Origin of the sequence: Methanoculleus frigidifontis (assembly GCF_030464345.1) — an archaeon.
Classification (GTDB): Archaea; Halobacteriota; Methanomicrobia; order Methanomicrobiales; family Methanoculleaceae; genus Methanoculleus_A; species Methanoculleus_A frigidifontis.
In genome coordinates this window covers 49,179-65,003 of sequence record NZ_VCYH01000011.1, presented here as the reverse complement: position 1 = coordinate 65,003, position 15,825 = coordinate 49,179, and the positions used below count along the sequence as shown (strand labels likewise).

Sequence of the window (15,825 nt, the reverse complement as noted above, 5' to 3'; positions counted from 1 at the left end):
TCAAAACCCTTCACTGCTGTATTCTATGACGTTCCAGCCCGCCCCGGTGGTATTTCCGGTCACGCCGCGGGTCGCCCCGATGCCGGCAATGGAGATGCTGCTCCGGATATCCCCGCTACTCACCAGGATCCGCTGCTTGGCACGCTCAAGATCTGCCTCGACCAGGTACTCCCGCCCGGCCACATCGTCGGGTATGTCGAATTGGGTGGATATGCCACCGTTCGTAGGCGCGATGACGTACATGTCCACAATCCGGGTGCTGATCCCGTTGCCGATATCGATGAACGCATGGTACTGCAGCGTATCGGCGGGCCCTTCCATGAAGACGGCGTTGACCGTGAACATCACCATCACCAGCAGCAGGAGCAGCATGCCCGAGAGGATCAAATACTCCATCAGGTTGCTGACGGCGTCATCACCCGGATCAGTAGTAATACGGCGTTGTATCATTGTATACCGTCACCCCGTTGTTGTAGTGCAGCCCGACCAGGTGGAAGTCTCCGTCTGAGGAAGTACCCGAGGTTACGTCGAAATCGACGATTGCATTCTTCCGGTAGAGAGAGAGCGTCGTGATATCGTTTTTCAGGTTGGCTTTCTGAGCCTCAGTGAGGCCTTCCCACGCATCCGCCAGGTCCTGCATCTCACCGGAGATGTCCCGGATATCGCTCTTCGGAAACTCGAGAACCGCCTCAGACGTCGTCTGCCCGACGAGTGCGGACTGGTTGATGATCAGCGCCAGGAAGAAGATCCCGACGGCGACGAGGAGTCCCATCAGGACGATCCACTGCCCGTCTTCGTTCAGCCTCTCCATATCCTCACCTCCACGAGGGCGACCTGCTTGCGGTTGTCCATTCCCGCTGCTCCCGTCGTCCCGTCCAGCTGCACCAGGCGGCTGACGCGCACCGAGGGTTCCATTCCGGTTTCGACGCCCGACACATTGAGGACGTAGCTTCCCACCGTCTCACCGCTTCGATACGCAACGGTCGCGTTCATGCAGAGACCCGTATCCGTCCCCCCCGCCCGAAGCCCGCAGTAGTCGAGGAACTCATCGCGAAAGCCGCTGCTGTCATTGCTTGCAACAAATGTCTTCAAGGCGCTGTCGTCCCCGTCCGCCGCCGGCGTATCCATCATGGCGAGGGCGTCGTTTGCGAGCTGCTCGAGCTGCATATCGATGATGTGCGCATCCCCCGGCGTGTAGATGCTGGTCGTATTCAGGACGAAGTAGGCGGTGACGATCATGATGAGGCCTGCCGCAACCCCCTCCATCGAGTAGAGCTGCCCGGAATCGTTCACCATACCGCCACCTCCAGAGCGGCCACATCGAGCTGCGGGGCGGCGGTCGTGTAGTCGAAGGAGTAATCACCCTGGATCTGTGTCTGCGCCGGGTCGTCTGCAAACCGATACGTGATGGTGAGGAGATTTCGATCTCCCTTATTGACCGGGAAGTTCTTCAGCCATGCCGGCTTCAGCGTCAGGTTGAGCGCGCTGCCGACCGGTGCGCCGGGCGTCAGGTCCGCCGGGGTGCCGTCGATGAAGAACTGATAACTCTCGTCCTTTATCATCGTGTACTCGTCCGTGGTCGCCGGCAGCGTCACCCCGTTGACCGAGAAGGTGATGTTGTCGAGCGTAGCGAACACATACGGGTTGACCAGACACCCCGCGAAGTTCGTAATGTTGATCGATATCGGTTCCGTCCGCGGGTCGATCCGGTACGCGGGGTCGACCGCCGCATCGAGCAGCTCGGTGTAGTTCAGGGTCACGGTAAACGTCTGATCCACACCGGCGATGTACGAGCCGGCATTGATCTCGGCGACGGCCGGCTCTTTTATCTTAACGACCCTGCGGATATAGCCGTACTGCCCCTGCGGCAGGGGCTCGCCGAGGTACCGGGTATCCTCCCCGGGCTGCACCAGCGAGATATTGAACGAGTAGGGATAGTCGGTGAAGAATACGCGGGAGCGGTAGTCGTCCGGGTAGGTGAAGAACGTCGTATCGAAGAGACGATCGATCTTGGCGGGAAGAAGAATATTGGGAGCGTCTTTCGAGACGGCAAGACCGAGCCGCTCGACCAGGTCTTTGTGCGCAGTGCCGTAATGCTCCCAGGCATTCGGCGAATCCGGCCAGCCCGGGTCTTCGACCAGGATGACGGCCGTCCGGTAGGCCACGGCATCGTAATCGATGCTGCTGCTCGCAACACCGGCCAGCAGCCCGGGGATGAGGCTGACCACAATGATCAGGGAGATCATAAAGATCGTAAACCCGGCCAGAAAATCGAGCGACATCAGGCCTTCGTCACCGGTCACTGCGATGATACCACCTCCCCGGTCTCCGCCCGGAACCGCACCGTCTCGATGCCGGCACCGGAGCGGACCGTCAGGACGTACCTCCCGCCGGCCAGCGCAAGATCGGTGACGTCGGTGCCGTGGCGTTCCAGGACATCCCGGATCTCTGCGCGGTTCCGGTCATACAGGTCCTCGGGCGGTACGATAGATTCGAAGACGATCTCATCTGCAGGAAGCGAACTGTTCAGTGAGAGAACCGCTACGTCCTGCCGGTCGTACATGAGCCAGAGAGGTTCGCCCGCCCTGCAGGTGCCGAAGACCCAGCTCCTGGCCATGCCGCCCGGATCGACGCTGATGCCCTCAACCCGGTATATGCGGATATCGGAAGCGTTGATCTGCTGCTCGTCCAGCCACACCTCGAGCATGGCACGTGCATCGTCGAGCGCCACCTTCGGTTCCGTGTAGCCGTACGCGATCTCGGTGATACCCCCCTCGGCACCCGCGGGCATACCGTCCGTTGTCTGAGAGTCGGTACATCCGCAGATGCAGCACGCAATAGCGAGAATTAGCATACACAATAGAACGGCTCTCGGGGCACTCATCTCAGTTCAGTTGATTGACTGAGGAGGTATAAATAACTATAGCATTGGATTACGGCCAGATTCGGTTAAATTTGGAAAAGAAACGATATTCACCGAGTTTGAGAGGAGAGGCGAACGATCGGGAATACATCCGGGAATCGAGGAAATATTCAACACCCTTCGGCAGAGACGCTCTCCTGTCCGGCACGAGGGTGCAGAGTCATACCTTCAGAACATGACGTAAAATTTCGTAAACGTATAATACAAGTACAGTAAGACCATATCCAGAGAGGTTTATCAGAATGTGTTCTCCATCACCCGATCGGCATGACGACACACCAGCCCCTGCGATCAAACCATTTGCCGAAGCCGTGCGGTTCCACGGCCATGTCTGCCCCGGCCTGACACTCGGCTATCGTGCTGCCGGGATTGCCATGCAACGGCTCTGCTCGGACCGTTCCGTCGATGAGGAGCTGGTGACCATCGTCGAGACCGACGCATGCGGCGTCGACGCGATCCAGGTCGTCACCGGGTGCACGGCAGGCAAGGGCAACCTGATCTTCCGCGACCTCGGGAAACACGCATACACCTTCATCAACAGGAGGACCGGCGAGGCGATCAGAATCGTCACGAACCCATCCTTCTCCGCCGACGAACTCGATCCCGCTCTCGCCCGGCTCCGCCCCCGGGTGATGGGGGGAGAAGCAACCGACGAGGAAAGAGCCGAGTTCTGGAAACGAATGCAGGCAATCTCGGATACAATCATGGCGATGTCCGAGGAGCAGCTCTTCACAATCCGGCAGGTCGAGGCCGATATCCCGGAGCGAGCCCGGATATTCCGCTCGGTCCCCTGCGCGCGGTGCGGAGAGATGACGGCTGAATCCCGGATCCGGCTGGAGAACGGTGAGCACGTCTGTTTCACCTGCTCCGGGCACTACTCCCGCGGCTGGTAGAGACAGATCTCTTTTTTCGTCCCGGTGCCCCGGGTCTCTGCAAAAAAAGTTCGTGAGAGTGACGTATCACTCAAGCGTGTGGATGACGAGCCCGCTTACGAGCTTTGGCTCAAACCAGGTGGACTTCGGCGGCATGACGCCGTCCCGGTCGGCGATGGAGAGGACGGTCTCGATCTTCACCGGCTGCATGGCGAAGGCAAGAACAAACTCACCGCCGTCCACCAGCCGCTCCAGGCCAGAGAGCGGCTTTGCCCCTCCCATGTAGTGGAGGCGGGAGTCGCCCCGCGGATCGGTGATCCCGAGAATCCTTTCCATAACATCTTTCTGCAGAACGCTCACGTCGAGTGAGCCGATCAGGTCTTCTGGATGCTCGACCGGCCGGGTGAGCTCGTACCAGGTCCCGTCCAGGTACATGTGGACGACGTGCATCTGCACCACGCCGGCCGCCTTCGGGGGGATCTGGTATGCGGACGCATCGACTGCACCGTATGGGGCAACAGTCCACTCTTCGGCAAGTTCTTTGAGGAACTCCGCCGGCGCCCGCCCGGCGAGGTCGGTGACGAGACGGCTGTATCCGTGGATATCGACGCGGTTATGTGCAAAGAGCACGACCATAAACCGCCCGGTCTCGTCCGTGAACCGTCCTTCCGCAGCCCTCCGCCCGGCAACGTTGACGGCCGACTTTGCCCGGTGATGGCCGTCGGCGATGTAGAGCTCCGAAACGCCGGAGAAGAGGTCTTCGATGCGTGCGAGAGAGGCTTCGTCGCTGATCCGGAATACCTGGTGAAGCACCCCCTGGTCGGTCATCGAGCTGCCGTCCGGCTCGGCGGATGCCGCCAACGATGCGATCGCCGGGTAGATCTCGCCGGTGTCGCGGTACAGCAGAAATACAAGTCCCGTATTGGCATTGACCGCATCGATATGCCGGGTCCGGTCTTCTTCTTTGTCATACCGCGTCAGCTCGTGACGCCGGATGCGCCGGTTCTCATAGTCATCGGTCGAGACACAGCAGACCAGGCCAAGAAACTCCTCGCCCTCCTGCACGGCCCGGTAGACGTACATGCCCGGCTCAGGGTCGCGCACGAAGAGGCCGTCCGCCATCATCCGGTCGAAGATATCGGCCGCCCGCTCATAGACCCGGTCGTCGTCCGCCGGGATGCCAGGCAGCTCGGCATCCGGCCTGCTGATACGCAGAAAGCTGAGAGGATTCTGTTCGATGCACGCCCGCGCCTCGTCGACCGTCACCACGTCGTAGGGGACCGACGGGATACGATCGGAGTACTTCTGTTCAGGGCGAACTGCCGCAAATCGATAGATGTGAACCATGAAAACCGCCACTCGTTCTGTGCCTAGTATTTTGTGCCCTGACACTATATTAGATCGGGTATAGACCGGCACAATCCGCGAGGGGGGGATCTGCAATACGTATGGCAACACCGGAAAGCACCATTCACAAAGCCGAACCAGCAGACATTCCCGAGATAGCTGATATCGAGAGAAAGGCGTTTCCTGACCCCTGGAATGAGGAGACACTGGTCGAAGCGCTGGCAACCTATCCCGGAGAATTCTTCGTCGCCCGGAATAACGGCCGGATCGTCGGGTTCGTCGCCGGCGGGCTTGAGGATACGGGGGAAGAGGTCTACGGCCATATCATGAACCTCGCCGTCGCTCCCGAGTGCCGGGGCAGGGGCGTCGGCGCACGGCTCGTACGGAGGCTCGAACAGCAGTTCGCGCTCGGCGGGGCTGCCGGCGTGCAGCTGGAGGTTCGGGTCGGCAACACGGGGGCGCAGCGGTTCTACCACCGCATGGGCTACCAGGAGGTCTTCGTCGTCGCCTGCTACTACGCAAACGACGAGGACGCCGTCGTGATGATGAAGTGGTTCCGGTTTTAAAAAGACGGGGTCTAGCCGCGCCCGAGCTGCTGGTGAGCCCGGGCGAGGTGCTGCGCCGCGAGCGCACCGAGCAGAGAGAGTTCGCCGGCCAGAACACCGGCAGCCACAATCTCGGCGAGCGCCCGGGCGTTGGTGCCGGGCGGCGTGCCGCCGCCGTGGACGCCCAGGAGATCGAGGCACTCACGCTGGGTCGCAAGACCGGTGCCGCCGCCGACCGTGCCGACCGGGAGCGACGGGAGTGTTACCGCAACATACGCCCCGCCGTCCACCTTCTCGACCGTCGTCATACAGGTGCTCCCCTCGACGACATGCGCCGCATCCTGGCCGCAGGCGATGAAGATCGCCGCAATGACGTTGGCGGCGTGGGCGTTGAACCCGAGGGAGCCGGCGAGCGCGGACCCCACCATATTTTTCCGGTAGTTGACGAGCGCGAGCGTCTCGGCATCGGTCTTGAGAAGATCGGCGATGAGGTCATCGCTGAGCTTCACGCCGGCCACGACTGTTCTGCCGCGCCCCCGGATCAGGTTGATCGCAGCCGGTTTTTTATCGGTGCACATGTTCCCGGAGAGGGCGACGAGCCGGGCGCCCGTCTCCCGCTCGATGAGATCCCCGACCTTCGCTCCTGCAATCGTCACCATGTTCATCCCCATGGCGTCCTTGGTGTCGAACTCCATCCGCAGGAAGACGTTCGTCCCGGCGACGTAGGGGACGATCTCAAAGAGTTTCCCGTGGGAGGTGGTGCTCTCGGCGGCCTCGCGGATCTCGGTCATGTGCTCTTCCACCCAGGTGACGATCTCCCGGGCGTGAACGATGTCGCGGGCGGCGAAGACCGGTGCCCGGGTCATACCGTCGCGCAGAACCCGCACGTCGGCTCCGCCCGCCCGGGTGATCAGAGCGCACCCCCGGTTCACCGACGCCACCAGCGCACCCTCGGTGGTCGCCAGGGGGAGGTAGCAGGAGGGGCGGGCATACTCACCCTTCACGGCAAGCGGCCCTGCCACGCCGACCGGCACCTGCACCGCGCCGATCATGTTCTCGATGTTCTTTCTGACCGCCTGATCGATATCCATCGAGAAAGAGCCGATCGTATCGAGGTTCGCGCCCGTCTCCTCCTCGATGAACGCACGCCGCACCCGGACGGCCTCCCGGGCGTCGAGCTCTTTTTCAAGGGCGTAGAGTTTCAGCGAGCCGCTTCTGATCCGCTCGATATAATCATCCATGAATACCATTAGGGTTCATACATAATGAGGGCTGGTGGTTCGCATCACAACGACGCAATGGTGTCTCGCCGTACCGAAATCCGATGCCGAGGCGATGCGGCGGCGCCTGGCCGCATCAGGGCTGCTCGACCGGCGCCTCAAGCCGCGGGCAGAGGGCGGGCGCGTCCTCCTGCCGGTCACGGAGCCCTGCGAGGGAGCCCGCCGGTGTGCATTTGAACAGTTCCCGGAGCGTCTCATGCTCCCGCGGCACGAGCTCGTGGGTGGGATCGCGATCATGCAGGAGGACGACCCGGCCGGAGCGGAGCGGCTCCTTGCCTCCCGGCCTTCGCTGCACACCGTTCTCTTTCCCGAGAGCGCCGTCGAGGGCGAATACCGCACCCGCCGGTTCACCGTCCTTGCAGGCACCACCACCACGAAGACCCGGTACACCGAGTACGGCCTCCGGTTCGACGTCGATCTCGGCCTCGCCTACTTCTCGGCACGCCTCGCGACCGAGCGGCAGCGGATCCTCTCCCTGATGAGCGAGGGAGAGTGCGTGCTCGATATGTTTGCAGGGGTGGGTCCGTTTGCGATCACCCTGGCGCCGCGGGCGCAGGTCGTCTTTGCCGCCGACATCAACCCGGCGGCCGTCCACCTGATGATCCACAACATCGCCCTGAACCGCACCCGGAATGTGGTGCCGATCCTCGCGGACGCGGCCCACCTCTCCCGCATCGGGATGCCTTCTATCGACCGGATCGTCATGAACCTCCCCCTCGCGGCACGGGAGTTCCTGGACACGGCTTTCTCTCTCTGCAGAGACGGCGGATGGATCCACCTCTACGCGCTGCAGGAGCGGGAAGGCGAATATCTGCCGCTGCTCGACGGCCTGCCGGCCGGCGAGGTGACGGAGCGGGAAGTCAGGACGTATTCACCGGGCAGGTGGCACGCGGTCTACGATATCCGCGTGGAAAAATAGGAGACAGTTATTCTGCCGGCACGAACTTCGTGCCGTAGTGGATGACGCCACTCTCGCCGTCGGCCGCGATCCTGCGGAAGACGCTCCGGACGCGCATCCCGATCCGCGCCTCCTCCGGCGTGCAGACGACCTGGGCGGTGAGGTCCGCCCCTTCGTCGAGCCTGACGATGGCAAGGACGTACGGGGTCGTGTTCTCGAACTGGTCGCTCGCCGAACGGATGACCGTGTAGGTGACGATCTCGCCGTCACCCTTGAACTGGTAGTCGACGATCTCGCCGTCGCGCCGGCATTCGGGGCAGAACGACCGGGGCGGGAAGAAGTACCGCCCGCAGGTGGTGCACTGCGTCCCGATGAGGTTGTAGCGCTGCGGAATCTTTCTCCAGAATCGTGATACCGACATATTAGCACCCTCCAAGGATGTGTACGGCGACCGTCGCACCGGTGCCGCCGACGTTGTGGGCCATGCCGATCTCCGCATCGACCTGCCGTCCCGTCGCCTCGCCGCGGATCTGCTTCACGATCTCGTAGATCTGCTTGATACCGGTCGCACCGACCGGGTGGCCGCAGGCCTTCAGGCCGCCGCTGGTGTTGACCGGAATGTCGCCGTGAAGAGCGGTGACACCCTCCTCCGTGAGTTTTCCGGCTTCGCCCTTGGCACAGAACCCGAGGTCCTCGATGGCGCAGATCTCAGCGATGGTGAAGCAGTCGTGCACCTCGAGCATGTCGATGTCCCGGTGCTCGATGCCCGCCTGCTGGAACGCACGCCGGCCGGCGGCGACGGTCGCGTCCAGGGTGGAGATCTCACGCCGGTCGTGGAGCGCGATGGTATCGCTCGCCTGGGCGCTCGCCAGCACCCGCACGGGAGTGTCCGTAAACTCGCGGGCGCGCTCGAGCGGCACCACGACGACTGCCGCCGCACCGTCGGTGATCGGCGAACAGTCGAAGAGGCGGAGCGGATCGGCGACCAGCGACGACTTCAGCACGGTGTCGACCGTGATCTGCTGCCGGAACTGCGCGATAGGGTTCTTGGCGCCGTTGGCGTGGTTCTTCACCGCCACCTGCGCCAGCTGCTCCCGGGTGAGGGAGTAGCGGTGCATGTAGTCGTTGGCGATCATCGCGTAGAGGCCCGGGAACGTCGCGCCGGCAAACCCTTCCCACTCGCGGTCGGCGGCGCCGGCCAGGGTGTCCACGCTCGCTCCCGTGCCGACGTCGGTCATCTTCTCGACGCCTGCCGCCACCACGATATCCTCCATGCCGCTTGCAACCGAGATCACCGCCTGCCGGAACGCGAGTCCGCCGGATGCGCAGGCCGCCTCCACGCGGGTCGAGGGGATGTGGTTGCTGGCAAGGCCGGCGTAGTCGGCGATGAGCGCCCCGATATGCTCCTGTTCAACGAAACGGCCGGCGCTCATGTTGCCCACATAGAGCGCATCGATCTGCTCCCCGGTAACCCCGGCATCCTCGAGCGCCAGAGCACCGGCCTCGACAAAGAGGTTCCGGAACGAGGTGCTCCAGTGCTCGCCGAACTGCGTACACCCGATTCCGATTACTGCTACGTCTCTCATCGCTGCATCACGATCTTTCCTTTGTGTTTGGCGTACAGTGCATAGTCCACGTAGATGGGGTTCGCCAGCAGCTGCTCCACGGTGGGGGCCGCAGAGCGGTCGAATGCGCCCGATGCGATGGCATCGGTCACCTCGATGTCGAAGGCGTCGCTCCCGGCGCCCGACCCGAACGACGTGACGAAGATCCGGCTCCCCGGCTCTGCGACGTCAAGCGTCGCGGCGAGGCCGACCATGGACGACCCGCTGTAGGTGTTGCCGAGCCGGGGAACGACGAGTCCGGGGCGGATCTGGTCTGCCGAAAAGCCGAGCATCTTTGCGACCCGCTGGGGGAACTTGGCGTTCGGCTGGTGGAAGACCGCATAATCGTAGTCGGAGGGCGTTTTGCCCATCTGTTCGAGCATCATCCGTGCCGCGCCCTGAACGTGCTTGAAGTACCCGGGGTCGCCGGTGAACCGGCCGCCGTGCCGGGGGAAGTTCTGGCCTTCGCGCCGCCAGAAGTCGGGCGTATCGGTGGTGAACGAGCAGGTGTGGTTGATGACCGCTATCGGGTCGTCATTTCCGATCACGAACGCAGCCCCTCCCGCCGCCGCGGTATACTCGAGCGCATCGCCGGGGGCGCCCTGCGCCACGTCGGCACCGACGGCGATGCCGTACGGGACCATGCCGCTCTTCGCAAGACCCATGCAGGTCTGAATGCCCGCCGTCCCGGCCTTGCACGCAAACTCATAGTCGGCGGCGGTCATGTGCGGCGTCGCACCGATCGCCTCGCCGACGGTACATGCGGTAGGCTTGACTGCGTAGGGGTGCGACTCGCTCCCCACATAGATCGCACCGATCTTCTCGGGATCGACGCTGCGCCGCCGCATCGCCGACCGCGCGGCTTCAACGGCGATCGTGGCGGTGTCCTCATCCAGATCGGGGACGGACTTTTCAAAGACACCGAGCCCTTTCGTTAAATCATCCGCGTTGGCGCCCCATACCCGGGCGATCTCGGGGATCTTTATCCGAAACCGCGGGATATAGACACCATAGGAATAAATGCCTACCATAACTCTCCTCGTAAGGAACTGATGATCGTCTCGACATCCAGCTGCGTGCACAGCACCGTTATCCGGTCCCGCTCCGCCAGCCTCGGGATCAGCGGATGCATCTGTTCGGGTTCGATCCCCTGCAGGACGACACAGCGGGGTTTGAACGGTGTCACCCGGATCGCCACCATCGGGGATTTTCCGTTGGAGACGTCGGTGAAGATCAGGGCTCGCTCCGTGCTCCAGCCGTAGATACGGTTGAACTCACTGGCTGAGAGCTGCATGATCGCGTTCAGGCTGTTGATGACCGTATACCCGTAGATCACCTGGTCAGGCGAACCGCAGAGCAGGGTGCAGCGTGTCACCCGGGCGAAGTCTTCGAGAGCGACCGGCGATGCATACTCGTGGATGTCGTAGATGACGTCTTCGTCAAATTCGCTGTACAGAATTTTTGAGAATTTGTTGATGTATTTTCCGCCGTTGTCCTCGTCGATAGCAAGGATGGTATCGACGATCTTTCCGACAATGGCAGTCCCCGGACTTTTCCGCCGCCCGCTTTCGTAGTCGCTGATGACGGAAGGGGAGACCTCGAGGCGTTCTGCCAGTACCCCCTGGGGAATACCGAAACTCATCCGCCATTTCTTCAAAGCCTTTCCGGGAGAGTCCGAAAGCGTAATCTCACCCGCCATTTTCTCGGCAAGCTGATGACGCAGTCCGGATTTCATGCCTCCTATGTCGGCACCGATACTTAAAAAATTAGCGTATTCCACATCGACATTTCACGAACGCCACGGTTGAGATTGCAGGATGCTGACAGATAACAACCCATATATAGTATGCTTCTCAATTCTGATATATGGTCGTGGCAGAAGATCTGCAGTGCCTCAAAGCAATTGCTCTCCTTGGCGGGTGCGCGGGATCCGTATGGCTTTCCTCCCAGACATTCGGCAAATCACTGGACATCAGTCCGCAGACAGCTTCGCGCCGCCTGATCTCCCTGGAACGTCAGAACCTTATCGTCCGCTCGATGCGGGCCGACGGCCAGTACGTCGCGGTTACGCCGCAGGGGGAGGCCGAACTCCAGCGGGAGTATGCCGAATACAGCAGGATATTCAGTCAGAAGAAAGAACGCTCAATTCTCACCGGCACCGTGATCAGCGGCCTTGGAGAAGGGCGCTACTACATGAGCATCCCCCATTACCGGGACCAGTTTGCCGGGAGTCTCGGATTTACACCCTACCCCGGCACGCTGAATATCAAACTCAACCCGCTGAGCATCCAGATCCGAAAAGAACTCGATACACACGACTGGATAGATATTGAAGGATTTACTGCAGACAACAGGACGTTCGGAGCTGCCCGGGCCATCCCATGCCGGATAGGCGGGCACCCCTGCGCGATCGTTGTTCCGACCAGAACCCATTACCCCGAGGATATCATCGAAGTTATCGCAGGGTGCGAGCTTCGCAAAGCCCTGAATCTCACCGATAACGATACCGTCGAGGTGGAGGTAGCCCATGATTGAAGAAGCATTACGTGCACTGGCAAACGGCGAATTTATTCTGCTCTACGACTTTGACGACCGGGAAGGTGAGACGGACCTGACGATCAGGGCGGATGCGGTCACGCCCGCTCACGTGCGGCAGATGCGAAAAGATGCAGGCGGACTGATATGCACGGCGGTGCATCCGGAAGCGGCGGAACGGCTCGGCCTTCCGTTCGCCCGCGACATCCTGAGCACAAGCAGCCTCGTGGAGCAGGACGGGGACATCCCCTACGACCCGAAGAACCATTCGTCCTTCTCCCTCTGGGTCAACCACCGGGAGACGTTCACCGGCATCACCGACCGTGACCGGTCACTCACGATCACTGCCGTTGCCGAGCAGGTGCAACGCTCGCTCAACGGCGGCGGGCATAATTTCGGGGCTCACTTCCGGACACCCGGCCATATGCCGCTCCTGCGGGCTGCAAAGCGGCTGCTCGACGAGCGGTGCGGGCAGACCGAACTCTCCGTCGCTCTCGCGGACCTTGCCGGGATCACACCGGCGGTCACCGTCTGCGAGATGCTCGACGACGAGACCGGCCTTGCACTCTCGAAAGAGGATGCCCGGGCGTATGCCAGAAAACACGGGCTCGTCTTCATCGAAGGCAAAGACGTTGTGGAAAAATGGAGTTCACGCTAATTCCCGACACCCATACCTTTTATCTCCCGGATCGTCCCGGCTAGTGCCCGATATCCCGGGAAGAGCCTCCCGGAGAGAGATCCGGCATACAACTTCAAAAACCATATATAGTAGCCTATAGTATCAATTGATGAATGAAAAAAGATGCAGTCGTGTATCTGAATACAAAAAGAAAGGGGGATTTTGAGGTTCAGAAGAGCGAAGTCGAGAACTACTGTAAATACCGATTTAACATCATCAACATCTACCACGACCACCGGATGAGCGGAGTGCCCCCGGAGAAGCGCGAGTCGTTCCGGGAGATGATGGAATACTGCGATGCATACGGCATGCAGCATATCATCCTGCACAATCTCTGCGAACTTGCAAAAAATCCCGAACACAGCCTTGCAGCGCTCAAAAGCCTGATTGACGACGACTACGTCGTCCACTGTGCGACAAAGGACATCTTCGGCGCGGTGGACGATCCGGAGCAGCGGCAGGAACTCATCGCCAACTTCCTCGACTTCATGAGCCAGTACCGGGATGCAGCAGGGAAACCTACCCCGTCGGGAGCAAAAAAGACTGTCAAGAAGGGAAGGAAAACCATAGGAAGGCCGAAGGCGCTGAATGAGGGGCAGATTGAGGCACTGCTCACCGTCAGACGGACCGGCACGAGCATCAGCCAGATCTGCAGGATGTTCGACGTCAGCAGGAGCACCGTCAGCAAAATTCTCTCGGAGTATCCGGAACTCAAGGGTGAGTGGAAAGGAACCAGAACCGAAACCCCCTCGGAAAACGAGTGAGCGGCGACTGCAGGGTATCCCCATATACTTTTTCACGGCTGCCGGAAAAGGCGCGGTCGTGCGATATACCACACAAAAAAGAGAAGACAGGTCTTTTAGAGCTGCACCTGCGTAAGGGCGTCGTAGACCATCTTCCGGTAGATCTCAGGCTTTATGCCGTACTCTTCCTGTGCTTTCCGTGAATCGTCGGTCGTCCCGATCGCGTCGAGGCGGTCGAGCGTCTCGCGGGCGGTGTCGAGCACCCAGATGTCGCGGGTCTCCCGGTCGACGGTTGATATCGACTCGGCATTGATAGAGACGAGGTAGGCACCTTCGGGCGTCTGGTAGATATTCGGTTTCCCGATCACGGCGACGAACGCCGGCACCTCGATCTTGGCGATCTGCTGCATCGCCTCGGGCTGATACGACCCTGCCATGATGAAGAACGTGCCCGTCGGGTCGATGATCCGGCCGCGGTAGAAGATGTTCTGGTCACCCTGGCGCTGCTTCTCGGTGAGCGTTCCGACGACGAGGATGCGGTTTGCCCGGACGCCGCTCGGCAGCAGGGCGTAGTTCGGGCTCTTCTCGTCGTCGCTCGCCTTGAACTGGACGCGGGTTTCACGAAACTCCGATGCAAAGACCCTGCGTGCAGGCTCACGTTCGTAGGATATCTGCCGGCGGTTCATGCTGCCTCACCTCCCGCACGGTTCAGCAGCGCAGCAAGCTCTGCAGAGTCGAACGTCACCGGGCTGCACCGGTTCACCAGGAGCCGGCCATCGATCTCGCCGCCGCTACAGGTATAGTAACGGCCGAGGACGGCATTCTTCACGCGGTCGAAGACGTCGTCCATACCGAGAGGGCTGCTCTCCGCGATCTCGACCGCATCGTCGAGCGAAAGGCCGGTAAGGGCTTCAACCAGGTCACGCTGCATCAGGACGTTCCGGGCACGCAGACCGTCGTCGACGACGGCCTTCAGACGGAGGTCGTAGCGGAAGTCCGGCTGGATCTCGTGCACGGGACAGTAGTTCTGCCGCGAGAGCGTGCGGCTGCACCCTTCAACCGGGCAGCGCTTGATCAGTCCCGAGCCGGGTGCGACGTGGACGATTGCGCCGGACGCTTCGGTCTCGTTCCTGCCGACCTCGATGTCGCCCTCGTCCGCGATGTACATCGCGGTGTTCAGGGTGAGGGAGAGCCTGCCGTTGTACTCGTCGACGACGGCATAGTAGATGTTATAGACGGTATCGAGTTCGAGTTTCTCTTTGCCGTCTTCCTTCCAGATGACGAACTTGATCGTCCCGGTCTCGTCACCGAGAATGCCGACCTGCAGCATCCGGTCGTGCGTGACGTCCCAGTTCTGCACAACCTTTGCACGGACGCTGCCGACACCCGTTTTGAGCTCGGCAACCGGGGTGATCGACGGGATCAGCGGCGTGTCGCTCTCCACCGTCGAGATGGTCGTGCCGGAGTGGATCTTCAGGTTCGGCGCACCCCGGTACTCGTCCACGACGGCGGACTCGATCCGGTACCACTGCCCGTACTCCATCACAGGCGGGTTGCCGCGGCTCCAGGCGACGAACCGGATGGCGCCCGACGAGTCGGCGATGATGCCGGTCTGGGCGATGGATGGAGAGGGTGACGGGCTCAGTGCAACGATCTTGCCCTCGATCGTTACCCACTCCTCGGGGGCAAGATCACGGATCCGGCGCTCTTCGGACGAAGAACCGCCACCGCTGCCCGTCAGCGGTATATTATGCTCACGGGCAAGGTCGCTCATGACCGTCCGCTCCGCCTCGGCGACGTTGACGCCGAACTCCTCCACGAGGCGCCGGAGTTTGGACTCAATCTTCTGCCGGTCGGCAGAGACACCGTTTGCTTCTATCTTCTGGGAGATTCTCTCTGTTACTTCTGACAATGTCATACTACATCTCCGGTGATCTCTTCGCACTGATTATGTATTAACCATCGTTGCGCGGTGCGAAAATGAACGGTAGTGCTCCAGCATATACCTGATACTTGATCTCAGAGAACCCGACCGAATTACATTGCGCACCAACCGGCGTACATGACAAAAAAGAACATAGGGAGAAGATTTCCATTATCGGGCTCTGGTGAAGCCCTATTCCGGCTGTCATTCTTCCCTGACGGGATTGGTGCCGGCCTGGCCTGTACCCAAAGTTCGGCCTTTTTGTCACGCATGCCCTCATGCCGCAGACCGTGGTGGCTATCGCCATGGAGGTGGGGCTGACGGGGAGGGATCTGCCGTGCCCCGGGTTACAACCAATCGGGAACACCCGGATGCGATCTCGACAAAGGTAGTATCAGTTGTTTCGTAGGGCACTACCAGATGAACCGAACGATCGCGGCCGGGGATGAACGGGGTTACGGCATAACGTCGGCAG

The 15,825-nt window shown here is 61.1% G+C and carries 19 protein-coding genes; 6 read left to right on the top strand and 13 right to left on the bottom strand.

The genetic code is table 11. The annotated features are described in order from the left end of the window. From FGU65_RS14050 to FGU65_RS14030, 5 genes are read right to left on the bottom strand one after another with little or no spacing between them, the layout of a single operon-like run. Entirely contained in the window at positions 1–450 is a 450-nt protein-coding gene (locus tag FGU65_RS14050) for a hypothetical protein (protein WP_301665128.1), read from the bottom strand. Then, complete coding sequence (locus tag FGU65_RS14045; RefSeq protein WP_301665127.1) at positions 425–811, bottom strand: hypothetical protein; 387 nt, start codon at positions 809–811, stop codon at positions 425–427. The genes FGU65_RS14050 and FGU65_RS14045 overlap by 26 nt, the downstream gene beginning before the upstream one ends. Next, positions 799–1,296: a DUF7288 family protein gene (locus tag FGU65_RS14040; RefSeq protein WP_301665126.1), complete on the bottom strand. Its 498-nt coding sequence runs from the start codon at positions 1,294–1,296 to the stop codon at positions 799–801. Before FGU65_RS14040 ends, FGU65_RS14045 begins: the two co-directional genes overlap by 13 nt. Continuing rightward, positions 1,290–2,303, bottom strand: coding sequence for a DUF7287 family protein (locus tag FGU65_RS14035; RefSeq protein ID WP_301665125.1), 1,014 nt, complete (start codon positions 2,301–2,303; stop codon positions 1,290–1,292). The genes FGU65_RS14040 and FGU65_RS14035 overlap by 7 nt, the downstream gene beginning before the upstream one ends. Next, positions 2,300–2,791, bottom strand: a complete 492-nt coding sequence (locus FGU65_RS14030) for a hypothetical protein (protein WP_301665124.1) — start codon at positions 2,789–2,791, stop codon at positions 2,300–2,302. Before FGU65_RS14030 ends, FGU65_RS14035 begins: the two co-directional genes overlap by 4 nt. A 374-nt stretch (positions 2,792–3,165) precedes the next feature. Between FGU65_RS14030 and FGU65_RS14025 the strand changes: the two genes are divergently transcribed. Next, complete coding sequence (locus tag FGU65_RS14025) at positions 3,166–3,816, top strand: FmdE family protein (RefSeq protein WP_301665123.1); 651 nt, start codon at positions 3,166–3,168, stop codon at positions 3,814–3,816. 66 nt (positions 3,817–3,882) lie between these two features. On the opposite strand, the gene FGU65_RS14020 is transcribed toward FGU65_RS14025, so the two are convergent. After that, positions 3,883–5,142 (bottom strand): DUF1015 domain-containing protein, encoded by a 1,260-nt coding sequence (locus FGU65_RS14020; RefSeq protein WP_301665122.1) that lies wholly within the window; start codon positions 5,140–5,142, stop codon positions 3,883–3,885. A 101-nt stretch (positions 5,143–5,243) separates the two neighbouring features. On the opposite strand from FGU65_RS14020, the gene rimI reads away from it, so the two are divergent. Then, entirely contained in the window at positions 5,244–5,708 is a 465-nt protein-coding gene (gene rimI, locus FGU65_RS14015; protein ID WP_301665121.1) for a ribosomal protein S18-alanine N-acetyltransferase, read from the top strand. Positions 5,709–5,719: 11 nt separating this feature from the next. Here the strand turns inward: rimI and hmgA are convergent, their stop codons facing one another. Next, positions 5,720–6,928, bottom strand: coding sequence for a hydroxymethylglutaryl-CoA reductase (NADPH) (hmgA, locus tag FGU65_RS14010; RefSeq protein WP_301665120.1), 1,209 nt, complete (start codon positions 6,926–6,928; stop codon positions 5,720–5,722). A gap of 43 nt (positions 6,929–6,971) precedes the next feature. Between hmgA and FGU65_RS14005 the strand changes: the two genes are divergently transcribed. Then, positions 6,972–7,886 (top strand): class I SAM-dependent methyltransferase, encoded by a 915-nt coding sequence (locus FGU65_RS14005; protein WP_301665147.1) that lies wholly within the window; start codon positions 6,972–6,974, stop codon positions 7,884–7,886. A gap of 7 nt (positions 7,887–7,893) precedes the next feature. On the opposite strand, the gene FGU65_RS14000 is transcribed toward FGU65_RS14005, so the two are convergent. Genes FGU65_RS14000 through FGU65_RS13985 form a run of 4 tightly spaced genes read right to left on the bottom strand, consistent with a single transcriptional unit; the run spans position 7,894 to position 11,204 of the window. Further along, positions 7,894–8,286 (bottom strand): Zn-ribbon domain-containing OB-fold protein, encoded by a 393-nt coding sequence (locus FGU65_RS14000; protein ID WP_301665119.1) that lies wholly within the window; start codon positions 8,284–8,286, stop codon positions 7,894–7,896. Position 8,287: 1 nt separating this feature from the next. After that, positions 8,288–9,451 (bottom strand): acetyl-CoA acetyltransferase, encoded by a 1,164-nt coding sequence (locus FGU65_RS13995; RefSeq protein ID WP_301665118.1) that lies wholly within the window; start codon positions 9,449–9,451, stop codon positions 8,288–8,290. After that, positions 9,448–10,500, bottom strand: a complete 1,053-nt coding sequence (locus FGU65_RS13990; RefSeq protein ID WP_301665117.1) for a hydroxymethylglutaryl-CoA synthase — start codon at positions 10,498–10,500, stop codon at positions 9,448–9,450. The genes FGU65_RS13995 and FGU65_RS13990 overlap by 4 nt, the downstream gene beginning before the upstream one ends. After that, a complete protein-coding gene (locus FGU65_RS13985; RefSeq protein WP_301665116.1) occupies positions 10,494–11,204 on the bottom strand; it encodes a helix-turn-helix domain-containing protein in 711 nt (236 codons plus the stop codon). Before FGU65_RS13985 ends, FGU65_RS13990 begins: the two co-directional genes overlap by 7 nt. 131 nt (positions 11,205–11,335) lie before the next feature. Between FGU65_RS13985 and FGU65_RS13980 the strand changes: the two genes are divergently transcribed. The 3 genes from FGU65_RS13980 to FGU65_RS13970 all read left to right on the top strand — a co-directional run bounded on the left by FGU65_RS13980 (position 11,336) and on the right by FGU65_RS13970 (position 13,447). After that, positions 11,336–12,004: a DUF120 domain-containing protein gene (locus FGU65_RS13980; protein WP_301665115.1), complete on the top strand. Its 669-nt coding sequence runs from the start codon at positions 11,336–11,338 to the stop codon at positions 12,002–12,004. Further along, positions 11,997–12,662: a 3,4-dihydroxy-2-butanone-4-phosphate synthase gene (ribB, locus tag FGU65_RS13975; protein ID WP_301665114.1), complete on the top strand. Its 666-nt coding sequence runs from the start codon at positions 11,997–11,999 to the stop codon at positions 12,660–12,662. Before FGU65_RS13980 ends, ribB begins: the two co-directional genes overlap by 8 nt. A 134-nt stretch (positions 12,663–12,796) precedes the next feature. Continuing rightward, positions 12,797–13,447: a recombinase family protein gene (locus FGU65_RS13970; RefSeq protein WP_301665113.1), complete on the top strand. Its 651-nt coding sequence runs from the start codon at positions 12,797–12,799 to the stop codon at positions 13,445–13,447. Positions 13,448–13,542: 95 nt separating this feature from the next. On the opposite strand, the gene FGU65_RS13965 is transcribed toward FGU65_RS13970, so the two are convergent. Together FGU65_RS13965 and FGU65_RS13960 are read right to left on the bottom strand one after the other, a co-directional pair. Then, positions 13,543–14,112 carry an RPA family protein gene (locus FGU65_RS13965; protein WP_301665112.1) on the bottom strand — a complete coding sequence of 190 codons (570 nt, stop codon included), beginning with the start codon at positions 14,110–14,112 and terminating at the stop codon, positions 13,543–13,545. Further along, positions 14,109–15,344 (bottom strand): nucleotide-binding protein, encoded by a 1,236-nt coding sequence (locus FGU65_RS13960; protein ID WP_301665111.1) that lies wholly within the window; start codon positions 15,342–15,344, stop codon positions 14,109–14,111. The genes FGU65_RS13965 and FGU65_RS13960 overlap by 4 nt, the downstream gene beginning before the upstream one ends. Positions 15,345–15,825 lie beyond the last annotated feature (481 nt).

Excerpts from the sequence above, each read along its gene's own strand:
- FGU65_RS14050 (WP_301665128.1), bottom strand. The coding sequence starts at position 450 with ATGATACAACGCCGTATTACTACTGATCCGGGTGATGACGCCGTCAGC.
- FGU65_RS14045 (WP_301665127.1), bottom strand. The coding sequence starts at position 811 with ATGGAGAGGCTGAACGAAGACGGGCAGTGGATCGTCCTGATGGGACTC.
- FGU65_RS14040 (WP_301665126.1), bottom strand. The coding sequence starts at position 1,296 with ATGGTGAACGATTCCGGGCAGCTCTACTCGATGGAGGGGGTTGCGGCA.
- FGU65_RS14030 (WP_301665124.1), bottom strand. The coding sequence starts at position 2,791 with ATGCCCGCGGGTGCCGAGGGGGGTATCACCGAGATCGCGTACGGCTAC.
- FGU65_RS14025 (WP_301665123.1), top strand. The coding sequence starts at position 3,166 with ATGTGTTCTCCATCACCCGATCGGCATGACGACACACCAGCCCCTGCG.
- FGU65_RS14020 (WP_301665122.1), bottom strand. The coding sequence starts at position 5,142 with ATGGTTCACATCTATCGATTTGCGGCAGTTCGCCCTGAACAGAAGTAC.
- rimI (WP_301665121.1), top strand. The coding sequence starts at position 5,244 with ATGGCAACACCGGAAAGCACCATTCACAAAGCCGAACCAGCAGACATT.
- hmgA (WP_301665120.1), bottom strand. The coding sequence starts at position 6,928 with ATGGATGATTATATCGAGCGGATCAGAAGCGGCTCGCTGAAACTCTAC.
- FGU65_RS14000 (WP_301665119.1), bottom strand. The coding sequence starts at position 8,286 with ATGTCGGTATCACGATTCTGGAGAAAGATTCCGCAGCGCTACAACCTC.
- FGU65_RS13995 (WP_301665118.1), bottom strand. The coding sequence starts at position 9,451 with ATGAGAGACGTAGCAGTAATCGGAATCGGGTGTACGCAGTTCGGCGAG.
- FGU65_RS13990 (WP_301665117.1), bottom strand. The coding sequence starts at position 10,500 with ATGGTAGGCATTTATTCCTATGGTGTCTATATCCCGCGGTTTCGGATA.
- FGU65_RS13985 (WP_301665116.1), bottom strand. The coding sequence starts at position 11,204 with ATGAAATCCGGACTGCGTCATCAGCTTGCCGAGAAAATGGCGGGTGAG.
- FGU65_RS13980 (WP_301665115.1), top strand. The coding sequence starts at position 11,336 with ATGGTCGTGGCAGAAGATCTGCAGTGCCTCAAAGCAATTGCTCTCCTT.
- ribB (WP_301665114.1), top strand. The coding sequence starts at position 11,997 with ATGATTGAAGAAGCATTACGTGCACTGGCAAACGGCGAATTTATTCTG.
- FGU65_RS13970 (WP_301665113.1), top strand. The coding sequence starts at position 12,797 with ATGAAAAAAGATGCAGTCGTGTATCTGAATACAAAAAGAAAGGGGGAT.
- FGU65_RS13965 (WP_301665112.1), bottom strand. The coding sequence starts at position 14,112 with ATGAACCGCCGGCAGATATCCTACGAACGTGAGCCTGCACGCAGGGTC.
- FGU65_RS13960 (WP_301665111.1), bottom strand. The coding sequence starts at position 15,344 with ATGACATTGTCAGAAGTAACAGAGAGAATCTCCCAGAAGATAGAAGCA.